Annotated in this window: 10 protein-coding genes; 3 read left to right on the forward strand and 7 right to left on the reverse strand. The window is 54.5% G+C overall.

Annotated features, from left to right (window positions below; genetic code table 11):
• Window positions 1-222 precede the first annotated feature (222 nt).
• Window positions 223-543 (forward strand): PspC domain-containing protein, encoded by a 321-nt coding sequence (locus LAO76_21390; GenBank protein ID MBZ5493480.1) that lies wholly within the window; start codon window positions 223-225, stop codon window positions 541-543.
• Between the two features lie 50 nt (window positions 544-593).
• On the opposite strand, the gene LAO76_21395 is transcribed toward LAO76_21390, so the two are convergent.
• Window positions 594-1,655 (reverse strand): tetratricopeptide repeat protein, encoded by a 1,062-nt coding sequence (locus tag LAO76_21395; GenBank protein MBZ5493481.1) that lies wholly within the window; start codon window positions 1,653-1,655, stop codon window positions 594-596.
• A 219-nt stretch (window positions 1,656-1,874) separates the two neighbouring features.
• On the opposite strand from LAO76_21395, the gene aroA reads away from it, so the two are divergent.
• Window positions 1,875-3,149, forward strand: a complete 1,275-nt coding sequence (gene aroA / locus LAO76_21400; protein ID MBZ5493482.1) for a 3-phosphoshikimate 1-carboxyvinyltransferase — start codon at window positions 1,875-1,877, stop codon at window positions 3,147-3,149.
• A 177-nt stretch (window positions 3,150-3,326) separates the two neighbouring features.
• Here aroA and LAO76_21405 read toward each other — a convergent pair whose 3' ends face one another.
• Window positions 3,327-4,631, reverse strand: coding sequence for an insulinase family protein (locus LAO76_21405; protein MBZ5493483.1), 1,305 nt, complete (start codon window positions 4,629-4,631; stop codon window positions 3,327-3,329).
• Between the two features lie 148 nt (window positions 4,632-4,779).
• On the opposite strand from LAO76_21405, the gene rlmN reads away from it, so the two are divergent.
• On the forward strand, window positions 4,780-5,871 hold the full coding sequence (gene rlmN, locus LAO76_21410) for a 23S rRNA (adenine(2503)-C(2))-methyltransferase RlmN (protein MBZ5493484.1): 1,092 nt from the start codon (window positions 4,780-4,782) through the stop codon (window positions 5,869-5,871).
• Window positions 5,872-6,860: 989 nt separating this feature from the next.
• Here the strand turns inward: rlmN and LAO76_21415 are convergent.
• From LAO76_21415 to LAO76_21435, 5 genes are all read right to left on the reverse strand, one after another.
• Window positions 6,861-9,575, reverse strand: a complete 2,715-nt coding sequence (locus LAO76_21415) for an SIR2 family protein (protein MBZ5493485.1) — start codon at window positions 9,573-9,575, stop codon at window positions 6,861-6,863.
• Between the two features lie 351 nt (window positions 9,576-9,926).
• Window positions 9,927-11,333, reverse strand: a complete 1,407-nt coding sequence (locus tag LAO76_21420) for a PAS domain-containing sensor histidine kinase (protein ID MBZ5493486.1) — start codon at window positions 11,331-11,333, stop codon at window positions 9,927-9,929.
• Window positions 11,323-12,663, reverse strand: coding sequence for a sigma-54 dependent transcriptional regulator (locus tag LAO76_21425; protein MBZ5493487.1), 1,341 nt, complete (start codon window positions 12,661-12,663; stop codon window positions 11,323-11,325). Before LAO76_21425 ends, LAO76_21420 begins: the two co-directional genes overlap by 11 nt.
• 105 nt (window positions 12,664-12,768) lie before the next feature.
• The gene (locus LAO76_21430; GenBank protein ID MBZ5493488.1) at window positions 12,769-13,464 is read right to left on the reverse strand and encodes an ABC transporter ATP-binding protein; all 696 of its coding nucleotides are present in this window, start codon (window positions 13,462-13,464) and stop codon (window positions 12,769-12,771) included.
• 82 nt (window positions 13,465-13,546) lie between these two features.
• On the reverse strand, window positions 13,547-15,976 hold the full coding sequence (locus LAO76_21435) for an ABC transporter permease (GenBank protein ID MBZ5493489.1): 2,430 nt from the start codon (window positions 15,974-15,976) through the stop codon (window positions 13,547-13,549).
• Window position 15,977: the final 1 nt, after the last annotated feature.

Raw genomic sequence — 15,977 nt, forward strand, 5'->3', positions numbered from 1 at the left:
TTGCCAGCGTTAACAGCCGCCGGGGCAAATAACCGGTGATTGCATAAAGAGAGCACCTGATTCCCCATGCAAGCGGCAGAAATCCGGAGTTCTACCCAAAATTAAGCTCACTTTACTCCTATTGAACCGAAACGGCCCGGAATACGTATCATGATTAGAGCGGCTTGGTTGATTTACCCGTCTTGGGACCGGACCTTAGGGCGCTCAAGCGAGGAGGGAAAGATGTATTGCAACTACTGTGGCAAGGTGATTCCCGATGATTCAAACCTTTGCGCCTATTGCGGCAAGAGAGTGGCCGGCGTGATTGCCCGCCAACGGCTGGTGCGTCCCCGCCAAAGCCGTAAGATCGCAGGCGTGTGCGCGGGACTAGCGGAGTACTATGACCTTGACGCGACGTTGATCCGCATTGTGTGGGCAGTGTGTGTGATATGCGGAGGAGTTGGTCTTTTGGCTTACATTGCCGCCTGGATCATCATTCCGGAAGAGCCTTTAATGCTGGCCGCAGCACCACCTGCCACGCAAGATCGAGTAGCGAACAGATAAAAAAACCACCCCGTACAAGGGTGGCAGATGTGGCTATCGATTGAGTTCGCTTATTTCTTGCTGGCCATGTATGCCTGGGCTTGTTCCAGCATTTTGCGCGCCTTCTCACTATTAGGGCCTTGAGGATCTTTTTGCAGGAAGGCTTGCAAGGCGGTCATGGCTTCCGGAAATTGCTTCATGGCCAGCAGCGCATGAGCACGCAGCAAGGAAATGAGCGGATAGTCCGCGGGAGCCAAACTTTGCGCCCGCTCCAATTGCCGCAGGGCATCAGGATAATCGGCCTTTCCGATATACGATTTCCCCATTTCAAAATAGCCTTGCCAATAATTTGGGGCCAGAGACTGGCCGCGCTGGAGGCTACGGATGGCTTCATCAAACTTGGATTGCATATTCAATGCTGAGCCCATGACCAGATAAGCCATGGCATAGTTGCCGTCGGACTGGATGGCTTTATCAAGGTCCGCGATGGCTGCCTGAGAATCCTGCTGGTTCAGCGCCAGCACACCGCGCAGCGTAAGAGCCTCAGCATAATTCGGGCAGAGTTGCAGCGCCTTGGCAAGGTGCTTGTGAGCATCGTCCATCTTCCCTTTTTCCAAAGCCTCATGCGCCTGGCGATAGGCTTCACGAGCTTTGGCCGGGACCCGATACTGCGCGATTGAAATTGAGTTGCCGTCAATTCCGTCAGTGGGCTTGCCCGCACCCTGCAGACGAACGCTAACGGTATTGGAAAAGTTGCTGGCGTCAACACGCTCAGAAGCCTGCTGCAAGCCTGAAGTGGCAACCACAGTGTATGTTCCCGGTGCAAGACGGTTGAACTCAAAACGCCCGGACACACCAGTGTAAGTGGAGGCGACCATGGCACCATTTGAATCCGAGAGCTCAACGCGCACATCTTTCAAGCCATTGTTTTGTGTATCCTGCACAGTGCCGTTGATAGAACGATTGTCCGCATGCGCAGAGCTAAACGGTGAATTGTTCCCTCTCATCCCACCTGGATTGGAAAATGGCGATTGCGACGGCAGCGATGGATCCATGCCCATTCTTTGTGCCGAAAGATAAAGAGAGCAGCTAACAAATGCGAGACCGAGAACGATCAGCCGTGGAGTCTTCATAACAACCTGCTACATTTGAATTGTCACGAAGAGGAAATTCTGGAAAGGGGCCAGGGCCTGACCGAAGTGCCTCTTGTTGGCACCGCGCTTCCACGCGAGTGCTGACAATGAGAGTGCGTATGAAATATGGGAGTTGTATTTGAGTAAACATTCCACAAATAATATTTTTCAGCGCTGATGGGCAACTTGAACGCAATTTTTTCAGGAGAAAAAAATTAATTGATCATTCGTCCGGCAAAAAACATACTGGGCGCGCTGCGGCTGCCCGGCGACAAATCAATTTCACATCGCTATGCCATGCTGGCGGCGATTGCCGCAGGCACAACGCGACTGGCAAACTTTTCTACAGGAGCTGATTGCGCCAGCACCGTGGCGTGTGTGCAACAGCTTGGCTGCGCAGTGCGGCGAAATCAGGATGGCACGCTGGAAATCGACGGACGAGAGCAGCTCCTAGCACCGGTGAGCAGCCTGGACTGCGGCAATTCGGGTTCGACCATGCGCATGCTCTCAGGCATTCTAGCGGGCCAGAATTTCAGTTGCGATCTGCATGGCGACGAATCACTCTCACGGCGTCCGATGGGCCGCATTATGACTCCGTTGCGGATGATGGGAGCAGAGATCAGCGCCGCTGCGGGCGATCGGCCGCCGCTGCATATTCGTGGCGGCAAGTTGCGAGCCATTGAGTACATGACGCCAATAGCCAGCGCGCAGGTGAAATCCGCTGTGCTGTTTGCCGGACTGTTTGCTGAAGGCGAAACCAGCGTTGACGAGCCGCACAGAACGCGCGATCACACAGAACAGGCTTTGCGCGCTTTTGGAGTAGAGATTTCCCGCAGCAAGAATCGAGTGACGATAGCGGGCGGACAGAAGCTTACGGCGATCCAAGCGGCTGTTCCAGGCGATATTTCTTCTGCCGCGTTCTTCATGTGCGCGGCTGCGCTGTTTCCGGGGTCGAATCTGATAATCGAAAGCCTGCTGCTCAATCCAACGCGCGCTTCCCTACTCGATGTGCTCAAACTGCTGGGTGCTCGACTGTCAGTCATCAACTTGGAAGAACATCACGGCGAGCTAGTGGGAACCGTCAAGATTGAACATAGCAAGTTGACGGGAATCACCATTGAAGGAGCGCAGTCTGTGGCGCTGATCGATGAACTGCCGGTGCTTGCAGCAATAGGTCCTTACACGCGCGATGGCATTGAAATCCGCGATGCTAAAGAGCTGCGGGTAAAAGAGTCTGACCGCATTGCGCTGGTGGCAAAGAACCTGCGCGCGATGGGCGCTGAATGCGAAGAGCGCGAAGACGGGTTGCTTGTTCCGGGAACCCAGCAGCTGCATGGAGCAGAGATTGATTCAGGCGGCGACCATCGAATTGCCATGGCGTTTGCTGTGGCGGCGTTGCGTGCAGAAGGCGAGAGCGTGATTCATGGAGCAGAGTCGGCGAGGATTTCTTTTCCGGAGTTTTTTACGATGCTGGAGAGTGTTACTGAGCGGTAAGCTTTTCTCATTCCCGAGCGGAGCGACGGAACGCTACCCGCTTGTTATTCTTTAAGCCGCGAATACACGCGAATGAACACGAATCTAAAAAATTTGCTCTTTTTCGCGTCCATTTGCGGCTGATTTTTTGCTCAGCGAGTTGGTCGTCGATAGGGATCTCTCGCTAGGCTCGAGATGTTAGAACACCAAATTTTCCTTCGACAGCTTCAGCCCATCCAGATTTCCCAGCACAGTAACCGCAACTTTGTCCGGATGGAAAAGAGCGTTCGCCATTTCGCAGACTTCTTCTCCAGTCACTGATTCAATCTGGTCGATGGTTTCATCGAGGCTGAAGAAGCGTTCAAAATACATTTCCTGGCGGGCCAGGTTCGACATGCGCGAGGTGCTTGATTCAAGGCTCAGCATGAGTCCGCCCTTGAGCTGGTCTTTGGCGCGGCGTAGCTCGTCGGCAGGAATGGGCGCGGACTTGAGCTCAAGAAACTCCGCCAGAATGTGGTCCACGACCTGCCGCACTGATTCCACTGACGTGCCGGCATAAATCGCCATGCAGCCGGTATCGCGATAAGGATTCAAGTCGCTGTAGATCGAATACACCAGGCCTTGCTCTTCGCGGATCTTCTGGAACAGGCGCGAGCTCATGCCGCCGCCCAGCACGGTATTCAGCACGTAAGAGACGTAACGCTTCTCGTCGGATATGGGGTGCGAAGGCACGCCGAGACAAAGCTGCACCTGCTCCAGCGACTTCTTATTGCGCGTGATCACGCCTCCCGTAACGGCCGGCGCCGGCAGATGGAAGCCGTTGGGCATGCGTTCCAGCGCGGCGAAGCGCTCTTTGATCAGCTCCACAAAAGCGTGATGGTTCAGATTGCCTGCCGCGGAGATGATCATATTGTTCGGCGAAAAGTGCTGGCGATAATATTTGAAGAGCTTCTCCTGCTCAAAGGAGCGGACAGTCTCTTTGGTCCCCAGGATCGGCTTGCCCAGCGGATGATCTTTCCAGAAATTCTGGGTAAAGATTTCATGCACCAGATAATCCGGATTGTCTTCATCCATCTTGATCTCTTCCAGAATCACGCCTTTTTCGCGCGTGATGTCTTTGGGATCAAACGTCGGATTCAGTACCAGGTCACTCAGAATGTCGATGGCAATCGGCAAATGCTCATCCAGGACTTTAATATTGAAGCAGACGGTTTCTTTGCCGGTAAAAGCGTCCATGTTGCCGCCAATGGAATCCACCTGGCGGGCGATGTCACGCGCCGTGCGTGTCTTGGTCCCTTTAAAGACCATGTGCTCGGTGAAGTGAGAAATGCCGTTCAGCTCGGGCGACTCATCGCGCGAGCCGGTCTTCATCCAGATTCCAATGGCAATGGAGCGGATGTGGGCCATCTCTTCACTCAGCACGATCAGGCCGTTGGGCAGAACTTCGCGCTTAATGTTACGTGGCTCGGTCAAAGGGAGTCGGGTTAGAACTGCGGTTTCCATCACTGGTTCACATTTGATTCTTACACACTGGAAATGGTCGCATGGGTAATTATATGTTTATATTATTCAATAACTTACTTGCACCTTAGACGAATCCGACGCTTTCTGGTCCTTAACGTGTAGAATTTAAGGTGTAGTCAATCTTCACATGCCTGATCCGCTCCAAGACGGCCTTCTGGGCCTTGATTATCAAGAGCTTAGCAGCATTGCACAAAAATTTGGGCAGCCGGAATTCCGGGCGCGCCAGCTTTTTGACGCTCTTTATCCCCAGCGGCTCCCGGCGCTCGACTCCGTCTCAACGTTGCCCAAGCCTTTTCGCGCGGCGCTGCAACAAGAAGGTCTTGAGATCAAGCACCCGCGCGTTGAAAAACGGTTTCAATCCGTTGACGGCACCATCCGCTACCTGATCGCCATGGCCGACGGAGAAACCGTGGAAACCGTCTGGATGCCTGAAGGCGATGACGGCGAGACCGGCGACGGCACTGAAGCCGGCGACTCTGAGTGGCATCGCGCGACGATCTGCGTTTCCAGTCAGGTGGGTTGCGCCGTAAACTGCCAGTTCTGCCTTACCGCGTTGCTGGGCGTAAAACGCAACCTGAGCGCCGGAGAAATCGTGGGCCAGGTCATCGCCGTGCTGAATGACCGCCAGGTTGATATGGAGCGCCAGCGCGTCAACATCGTTTTTATGGGCATGGGCGAACCGTTTCTCAACTATCCCAACTTCATCAAGGCCGTGCGACTGCTGGTGGAAGGCGTCGGCTTTCCGGAATCGCGTATGACGGTTTCGACTTCCGGGATTCTTCCGCGCATCCACGACTTTGGCTCTGAGCCAGTGCGACCCAAGCTGGCTATTTCGCTCAACGCGTCCAATGATCAGGTCCGCAGCAGCATCATGCCCATCAACAAAAAGTGGAACCTGGAAATGCTGATGCAGGCCGCGCGTGACTTCCCTCTCCGCAACCGCGAACGCATTACGTTTGAGTATGTCCTGCTCGCCGACGTGAATGACAGCCCCGCTCACGCCCGAGAAGCGATTGAACTGCTGCGCGGTATCCGCTGCAAAGTGAATCTCATCGCGCTCAATCCCGGCCCGGGCATCCAGTTTGGCACGCCGGCAGAGCAGAGCGTGCTGGTTTTCAAAGACCTGCTGGTCAAAGCGGGCATTCCGGCATTTGTGCGTCGGCCGCGCGGGAGAGATATTTACGCAGCGTGCGGACAATTGAAGAGGACGGTAGCCTGATCACCGCCGCGCGAAGTTGGTATCAAGATGACATGGAAGGGCTCAACTCAACTCCGTTGGATACCGTTTCGCGCTCCGTGGTCTGCCCCTGAACGATCAAGCAGAGCGAAAGAGTCGAATAGGGCTCCCAGTGCGGATCAAGGTTTGGCTTTCCGATCACGCGCGATGTCGGCGATTCCGGCGATTACGGCGATCCGTGAACACCCCTCCCTCCATACCTCAACTAGGATTCCAAAGGGCTTACACAAATCAACCCCGGGCTTCCTACTTCTGATCAGGTTTTTCCGTGTAATGAGTGGATGTCGCCTTTCTGATCACGGCGATGTCCGGGGTCCCTGGCGCGCGCGTTTTTCGCGTGCTGGGGTGGGATTCCGGCGATAGGCGCGCTCCGCGCGCCACCCCACCCCCTATTTTTCCACTTCTGTTGCAAACAAACCACTTATCCAAATCGACCCATCGATGGCGCTTGGGTGGCCCTTGGGTGGCCCTTGCGTGGCCCTTGGGTGGCCCAAGGGTGGCCCAAGGGCGACCCAAACCCAATCCCAATCCCAAGCATGCAGAGGATCGCAGTTTTTTGCCCTTGGTCCTGATTTAGCTAGTAGCCAGCAGCTAGGAGCTAGCAGCTTCTATATTTCAAATATCTTTTCCCGCTCACACCCTAGGGCGCTGCCGGAGTATAGCGCCATTTGTTCGCCTTAGCAAGCGCGAAGTAGGACATGCTTTAGAACGAAAATTCCTTGAAACTGTTCGCTCGCTGGACATGCTCTCGCCCAAGACGGTTCGCGCCTCCAGCCTAATCCCTTCGATTTAGCCAATTATCCCGTCAGAGGATTTCTGGGACTGGGATAAGGTCTCGTATTGCCCGTCAGCCATGAGTTCTCCTGAGATCGATTCACACAAGCCGACTTGTCGGTCCTAATGCACAAGGATTGCAAATGGTTTCTGTATTGCCCGCCACAACGTTCCGCTTGTCCCAGTTTTCAGGATCATCAGCGCTTACGCTTGCGGGACTTCTGTCGCCCTTTGAGTGTCTTAGATACGTACTGTTCTTTGGCGAGTTTCCTTTCCAGCACTTTGACGGCGGCGTTTGCAGCATCCCTTTCGTTCTTAAGTTTGTCAATTTCCTGCACTCTTACTGCGACGAATTGATCCATCGCCCTCTTCATCTCGGTGCGAATTTCATTCTTCGCTTTTGCTGATAGTGCTGGGTCGTGTGCGGAGCCCGACTTCTTATCGTAATCGACGATGGATTGGCGAACGTGGAAGTCGCTGACCGCCGCTTCTGCCAGCTCCTTTACGGTGACCACACCCTTGCTTAGAAGCTGTTTTTCTTCCTTCAGGATTGCTTGAATCGCAGCAATGCCAAGTTCACCGCTGACAACGCCAAAACGCATCCTAGGTTGCAATCGGGCAAAATTGTGACTACCCCTGCTTTGTACGTCAATAAGGTCTAGGTATTGGAACCAACTCCGTGGCGTATATGAAATCGGCAGAGGATACTTGTCTTTCTCCAATCGTTGAAGCTCGACAAGGAATCGATCCGTGGTAACGAACCATATTTTCGTGGCCAGATCCGGGTTCTGACGTCGCCGGAGATGGATCAGATAAAACTGTCGAGCTTCGTGCTCGCAAAGCTTCCGGTTCTTGAACCGATTCGCCTGTTTTCTTAGGAACTCGATGCTTCCGACGATCGGGTCTAATTCCTTCTGATCCATCTCAATTGCTGTGATGGAATCCGTTTCTATGCCCAATACGTCTGAGAGTATTCGAACTACGTGTTCTTCCTTGATTCCTAGGTCATCAACTCCTAAGACTTCCGACATATATGCGACTGACGTAAGTCCAGGATCCAGCTTCAGTCGAGACAACAGTCCTTCTAGGAAAACGTTCCCGTTTCCAGGTCCGTGCATCACAACATATCCTTCAAGCACGTCCTGAATGTTCACTGAAGATCGACCAAACTCCTTGAATGCTGCGAGGGCCGTCCGGATGTTCGCCCACACTTCATTGACCATATCTCCAATTACTCTGAGTTTCATGCCCAATGCCTGGGTTCGAGATAGTAGCCTCCGGTAGACTTGATTAGAGGGATGCCCTACTGCTAAGGCAGGCAGGATGATCGATGAGTCGAAGTAGACCCAGTGATCCCGTGCGTATTGCGACAGCAGCTTTTCACTAGTGGGGTCCAGCACATATGCGCTTGCTATGAAATAAGACTGCAATTTCTTGAAGAGGATATCTTCATCGGCATCGGACGGTTCGAAGACCATCCGTTTGATAGTTTTCTTGTAGAGCTCAGTCTTCCCCTCTAGTCCCTTCTCGCGGCAAAACTCTTCCACGGAATCATTAATCTTTTGAGACTCGTCCGTCGGCGGACGGCTGAACAGGAAAAGCTCAGCGACCTGTTTGCCTATTTCCAGAAGAACTTTTTCGATGAGCTGCGTCACATGTGTAAGGTCTCCGGTCTCAATCGTTCCCTGCTCAGCCCCAGATTGTTCCAAAGAGCGCGTCACCCACTCCATCTGGTCATGCTCGACAGCTGAAGCCTGTTCTTCTAGCGTTTTAAGGTCACGTTTGCTGACCCTAATCTGGTTCCCGTCGGTGGTTATGAACTTCGCATCAACGAGTTCCTGTAACGCCCTGCCGGTAGCCTCCCGCAAGACAGGTGAGTCCTGACCAAGTGCGCGGGCTATGTGCGCATGAACTGCCTCTGTTTCCAAGACCTCAGCCTTCGATAAAGCTAACCACTCCAGCACAAGAGACTTTGCAACCAGCACTAGTCGGCTTTGCCGAGAAGGTGAGAATTGAAGAGAGATAAGAACATACCGTTCCAAGTCGCGGGCAATGTCCTGCGGTTGCGCACTTGTCGCTCCGCGTGGCTTCCGCTCTGAGATAACCAGTGCAGCCAGGGCTTCCAGAATTGCGGGTATGAAAGTGAAACTCCCATCGTCAGGAAATTCTATGACCGCGACGTTTCGTTGCCGAAACTCTTGATATTGACCTGCCCCGACAGAGCCTTTTGCGCAACAATAAATTGCCGGAGAGCGAAAAATTCGCTCTTTCAAGAGTTCATCCCAGTTTCGGTTGAAGTCTGGGTCTCGCATGCTGTAGCCAAGGAAGATAACTTGATTTGAGCTTACACACTGTGCCAGCAAGTCTTTGAAATCCCGATTGTCTCCGACGCGCTTCCAATCATTTCTGCTGAGTACCATTGATCGGGGCGAAACAATCGATCCATGAGGCTTGACTACGTAAAACTTGTCGGAGGCCATCGCTTCAGCAATGTCGCCTAAAGGAATTCCTTTCCCTTCCTGCGCACAGGCGACCTCCAAACACGAATCAAAGTTTGTTGTAATGATTCCGCGGCAGTCCAGCTTTACTAGTCGTCGATGTGTCTCTCCTGTCTGATCACGGCCGCGAAATACCTCTTCTGCGATTCCATAGAATGTAGGTTCAGGAAGTTCGTCTTGGAGAATCTGGAAAACCTCGTAGTACTGTTCTTTCTTGTACTTGTCTTCTGCGTAGGTTGCAGCGGCGTCATCCAATCCTTTCGATCTAGCTTTCTTCAGAGCTTCTCGCGTTGCCGGACCCCAGAGAGGATAACCGGCTGGCACCGAGAGCCCGGCTCCAACAAAAAAAACCAACTTCTTTGCATCCATCACGTTTTCTAGGAAGATCTTCACTTCCGCAGAAATATCTGGCATCGTTCACCTCTTGGAGCCTTCGCAACTATGCGAGCCGACAAGTATAGCTTGATAACCAGCCAAAACCTGCGATGCCAGGGGAATCGCCCCAAAAATGATGACAGCGGACGCACCTAGTTTCGTAAGACGACAGTGTCAACGGCGCACAATTTGTACCGATAAACGGCTTGTATGAGGTTACGGGGAGTTGTCGGCTACATGGAAATTACCAGAAAGGGCGCTCTGAAAGGTTGCTTTCCGGCTGTTCTAAACTCTAGTTGGCATTTTGAAGCATTGCTTCAATCCGCGCTTATCCGCGTCGATCCGCGGTAAAACTCTCTTGGTTTCTTCGCGTCCGCCAGTGAAACATTCCTACCCGCCCGTCCCGTCATACGTGATCGGCAACGCCAGCACGGCTTCACAGCCTGTCCGGTCAGAGCGGTTGGCGAGCTGCAGAACGCCGCCGTGGGCTTCTGCGATCTGGCGGCTCAGGATCAGACCGATGCCGCTGCCGCCGTGCTTGGTGGTGAAGAATGGAACAAAAAGATTGTCGCTGTTGAGCAGGCCGGGGCCCTGGTCTCGGATGAAGACTTCAACGCTGCGCGCGTTGGTGCGCCAGCCCACTTCCACGGTGCCGGGATGTTTAAGCGTGGGATCAAGCGAGGCGTCGACGGCGTTGCGGATCAGGTTGATCAGCACCTGCTCAATCTGGTCAGGGTCGGCTTCAATGGTGATGGGCGGGCCGCTGAGCGTCGTGACAGGAAGGCGGCGCTCAAGCGATGCGGCGCGCTGCACCAGAGGGCCGATATCGATGCGGGAGCGCGTGGGCGCAGGCATGCGGGCCAGCCGCGTGTAAGCCTGCATGAATCGATTGAGCGATTCAACGCGGTTTTCAATCACGCGCAGGCCCTGGTTCATGTCCTGGGCAACGTCTTCTGGCAGGGCGGCGCGCGCGGTGAGCGAGCCCAGCGTTCCGGCAATGGACTTGATTGGCGCCAGCGAATTGTTGAGCTCATGGCCCAGCACTCGGATGAGGCGCTGCCAGGCCTGGCGCTCTTCTTCACGCAGGGCGCGGCTGAGATCGGAGATGATGAGCAGTTGATGCGGTACGCCGTTCTCGCGGAACTCTGTGTGGCTGATCGCCCATCGGCCATGCTTGCCGGGAAACGTCATCTGCACCGTCTGCGGGCCGGGCGATTGCAGAAATTCTTTTAGCCCAACTTCTTCCGCGGTAAGGCCGAGCATGCGTGGAGCGATGCGTCCCATAAGCTGCTCGCCGGCGCGGTTGACGATGCGCAGCCGCTGTTGCTGATCGAAGGTGAAGACCGCGACGTCGATCTCCATCATTACTTTTTTGAGCAGCGCTGTGGCCTCAAGCGCGCTTACTTTTTGTTGTTGCAGCCGCATAGCCAGCGAGTTGATTTCATAGATCAGGTCGGCCAGCGAGTCTTCACGCCCGCCGCCGCGCAGGCGAAAAGAAAAATCTTCTTCGCGGATGGCGGCCACCATGTTTGAAAGCGTTTGCAGCGGGCGGATGATCTGGCCATGCAGCATCGAGCTGCCGATCATCCACGCCATCCCGATAAACAGCGTGACGGTCCACTTGAGTTCCAGCGAGTGGTGGCCCAGCCAGAGAAAGAGTTCGGCGACAACGGCGCCGGGCAGGCTGATGAGGAGGGTCATCAGAAGGATGCGCGTGTCAAAATTCAGCTTGATCCGTGTTTCCGGTTTTACGGCGAGAGTGCGGACGGGTTGTTGGGATTGCGGATCAGACGCCATACTTTTGCATGCGGCGATAAAGCGCGCTTCGGCTCAAGCCGAGCGCGTCTGCCGCATGGCTGATATTACCTGAATGGCGTGCCAGGGCCTTCTTGATCAGCAGGTTTTCGACTTCTTCCAGGCTCAGCTCTTCAATGCGTCCGGTAACGGCTTTGTCGGTTTCCAGGCCCAGATCGACTCCCTGAATGTGATCGCTGGTGCTCATTAAAACGGCGCGTTCGATCGAATGGTCCAGCTCTCTCACGTTTCCTGGCCATGGATGGTCCAGCATTTTTTGCAACGCTGAAGGATCGAATCCCTTCACCGGCTTGCGATATCGCTGCGCATACAGCTTAAGGAAATGCGCCGCCAGCAGCGGAATATCTTCTTTGCGTTCGCGCAGCGGAGGAATAGGCAGCTCAACCGTGTTGAGACGGAAAAGCAAATCCGGACGGAAGCGCCCTTCAGCGCTTTCCAGTTTCAGGTCAGCGTTGGTGGCGGAAATCACGCGGACATCGACTTTATGCGTCTTCGACGAACCAACGCGCTCCATCTCGCCGGTTTCCAGCACGCGCAGCAGCTTGGCTTGCTGTTTCATCGGGACGTTGGCAATTTCGTCGAGAAATAGCGTGCCGCGATCCGCCAGTTCAAAGCGGCCGACTCGATCTGCGCGCGCGTCAGTAAACGCGCCCTTCACGTGGCCAAACAGCTCGCTTTCAAACGTGCCTTCCGGCAGGCCGCCCGTGTTGACGGTAATCATCGGCCGTCCGCTGCGCGAAGAAAGCGCATGTAGCGTCTGCGCCACAACTTCTTTGCCGGTTCCGTGCTCGCCGGTGATCAGGACGTTGGCATCGCTTGGCCCAATGCGGCTCAGCAGCGTCAACAGCGGCTCCATCGCTTTCGATTCCGCAATGAATACCGGACGGTTCTGCGCGCGCAGCAAACTGTTTTCCGCTTCCAACCGTTCTGCGCGCCGCATGATGCGATACAAATCTACCTGTGTGCGAATAATGCTCAGCAGCCGGTGGTTGTCCCAGGGCTTTTGGATGAAATCGCGCGCGCCGCGCCGCATCGCTTCCACGGCCAGCTCAACGCTTCCCCACGCTGTCATCACCACGATTGGAAGTTTGCTGTCCGCCTGTTGCACGCGAGTAAGCAGATCGATCCCTTCCTGTCCAGAGGTGGTGTCCCTTTGGTAGTTCAGGTCCATCAGCATAATGTCGAATTCGTTGCTCTGCACCGCTTCCAGCGCGGAAGCCGGACTGTTGACCGTCTCCGTCGAGAACCCTTCAGCCTTCAGCAACAAACGCAGCGCTTCACGGACGTCCGCCTGATCGTCTGCAATCAAAATGCGGACTGGCTCAGACCTGGTCGCTGTGGTGCTCACGAATTCCTGCGTTTTAGTCGACACCAAACTTCTCCTGCTTTCAAAACTTCACTGCTTGATCGATTCCGCTTAGGCCGTCGCGCTACCTGGATGCACAGCGGAATCTTCCACAATCCATCCATCTTTAAGCTGAATAATACGATTCCCAAAGGCCGCGTTCGCTTCCGAATGCGTAACTTGAATAATCGTAGTTCCCTGCTCGTTCAACTTTCTGAACAGCTCCATGATCTCTTTGGCCTGTCCGGAATGCAGGTTGCCCGTCGGCTCGTCGGCCAGAATCAGTTTTGGATTTCCCGCTACGGCGCGCGCTACGCCTACCAACTGCTGCTGTCCGCCGGAAAGCTGGTTTGGATACAAATCTTTTTTGCCGACGATCTGAAAACGGTCCAGAATGTCCGCCACCATTGAAGCACGCTGCGCCCGCGGAATATCCCGGTAAGAAAGCGGCACATCAATATTTTCCTGCACTGTCAGGTTGTCCAGCAGGTGATAACTCTGGAAGACAAAGCCAACAAACCTGCGGTTCAACTCCGCCCGTCTCTTGCGATCCAGCTTATGCACCAACTGCTCGGCAAAAACGTATTCGCCGGCCCAACCGTCGTCCAGCATGCCAACAATGCTCAGCAGCGTGGTCTTTCCCGCGCCGGAAGGGCCCATAATGGTCACAAACTCTCCCTCTTTTATGTCGATATTGATGCGCCGCAGCAGCCACACCGTCCCGGCCGGGCTCTTGATCGTTTTTTCTACGTTGCGAAGTTGAATCATGTGTCCTTTATCGAACCTTTGAAGACTCTTCTTTCATTTTCTCATGACCGCCAAGCCGCCACTCTGCTCAATGCCACGTTGCCTACTCATGCCGCAATGCGATCATCGGATCCACTTTTGCCGCTCGTCGCGCTGGAATATAGCAAGCCAGCGTCGCAACAGAGCCCAGGATCAGCGCGATCACAACGAACGTCGCTGGATCATGCCGCCCCACTCCATATAACACGTTCGGCAGCAGGTTCGTCAGCCCTATGGCCAGCGGCACGCCGATCACAAGCCCGATCAACGTAAGCTTGATGCCTTCCCGCAGGACCACCGTGAGGATATTTTTCTGGTCCGCGCCCAGCGCCAGACGAATGCCAATCTCTCTGGTGCGCTGGTTTACCCAGTATGAAAGCACGCCATAGATTCCAATTGCCGCCAGCATCAGCGCCAACACGGCAAACGTGGTAATAAGAAACATCAGCGTCCGTTCTGAAGTCATGGAGCGCGAGATCAACTGGTCCATGGTGGCAACACTATTGAGCGGCAGGCTGTTGTCCATGCTGGCCACCAACCTGCGCAATTGCTGCACCGCAACCGCAGCATCGCCCTTGCTGCGGATCACCAGATAGCGTTGTGTAATCGGAACGTGATAACGCTGGTGCTGATCAAAGGGGATAAGCACTTCGCCCTGAAGCCAAGGCGATCCGTAGTGCCTTACGTCATTGACAATGCCGATAATGGTGAACCACGGATTCTGTTCATTCGCCAGATCTCGAGCTTTTCCTAGCCTCAACCGCCTCCCAATGGGATCCTTGTCGTGCAGCCAGACATGAACAAAGGACCGGCTCACTAATGCCACAGGCGCGCTGCTGTCATTATCCGCCAGTGTAAAGTTTCTGCCCTGTACAAGAGGGATTTTCATTGTGCGCAGATAGTCAGGCGTCACGTAGTGCAGACGGGTGTTATTCTCCTGACTGGGACCAGGAATTGGGTCGCCATCCACCATGAAACTGTAACCCCAACTGTCCCCAGAAAATTCCAGTGGCATATTCACAGCAGATGACTCAATACCCGGAGTCGCATTCAGCTTTTCCACCAGTGTGTCAAAAAAGACATCAAGATCGGGCTGCGTCTTGTACTTGTTCAGCGGAAGTTGGATTCCTGCGGTGATCAGGTTGCGGTGATCGAATCCTGTTTCCTGCCTGATCATACGGACAAAGCTTTGCACCAACAGGCCGGCGCCCACCAGCAGCACCAGAGAAATCGCCAGTTCCGCAACCACCAGCATATTTTTGATGCGTTGTCGTCCGGTGCTGACGGTTTTCTGGACTCCATTCTGCAAGGCTCCGCGAAAGTATGCGATGTGCCATGCTGGGGCCAGACCAAAACCAATCCCCGTAAGAATCGATACTAATAAGGTGAACCCGACAACTAGCGCGCTGAGATGAATTTCCGGCAGACGAACCAGCGTCTCCGGCGCCAGCCGCAGAAGTGCGTGGACGCCCGCTGACGCCAAGAGCAGTCCCAGAGCGCCTCCAGAGATTCCAAGCAGAACGCTTTCCGTCAGCATCTGACGGAAAAGCCGCGACCGCGGCGCACCCAGTGACAGACGGATTGCCATTTCACTTTGCCGGGCGGTCGCTCTTGCCAGTAATAGGTTCGCGACATTCGCACAAGCAATCAACAAGACCAGTCCGACGGCAGCAAGCAGGATTAAAAGCCAGTCATGCACTCTCCAGGTGATCTCATCGTAAAGAGACCAGACATTGGCCTGCTTTGGGTAATCCACTTCCGGATATGCCCTGGCCAACCGCGCGGAGATCAAATCAAAATCAGACTGGGCTTGTTCCATGGTTACGCCTGCCTTGAGTCGTGCAATGGCATGAACGCCATCATGCTTAGCGCGGTCCTGCTTTTCGCGGGTATTAGCGGTCAAGCCTATCGGAACGAAGATTTCGGCAGAATCATCACGAGGAACCTGAAAACCCGCTGGCATCACGCCAACAACGTGATAGGCGCGTTCATCCAGATTAATGACTTGGCTTAATACGCTCGGATCGCCACCGAGTCGTTGCTGCCAGAATTTGTAGCTGACCAACGTAACCGGAGTAGCTGAAGGCTGATCATCCGCAGACACAAAACCACGGCCAATTACTGGCTTGACGCGCAGAGTGGGGAAAAAACCTTCCGCCACATAACTTCCCGGAACCAGTTCCGCCTCCTCGTGTCCGGTAAGAACAAAAGAGGCGGGCTGGATGGCGCCGATGTTTTCGAAGACTTTATTCTGTGCGGCCCAATCCAGGTAATTCGGATATCCAAGGCTGCCCCCGTCCCCTTCTACTAGGTAAACCAGCCGATCCGGCTCAGGATATGGCAGCGGCTGCAACAGGACGGCATTCACCACGGTAAAGATGGCTGAATTCGCGCCGATGCCCAGCGCCAGCGTAAGCACGGCAACGGCCGCAAAGCCGGGGTTCTTCCGCAGCATGCGCAGGCCGTAGCGAAAGTCTTGAAAGAGAGTTCCCATG

It is taken from the genome of Terriglobia bacterium (assembly GCA_020072645.1).
GTDB lineage: Bacteria > Acidobacteriota > Terriglobia > Terriglobales > Acidobacteriaceae > Angelobacter.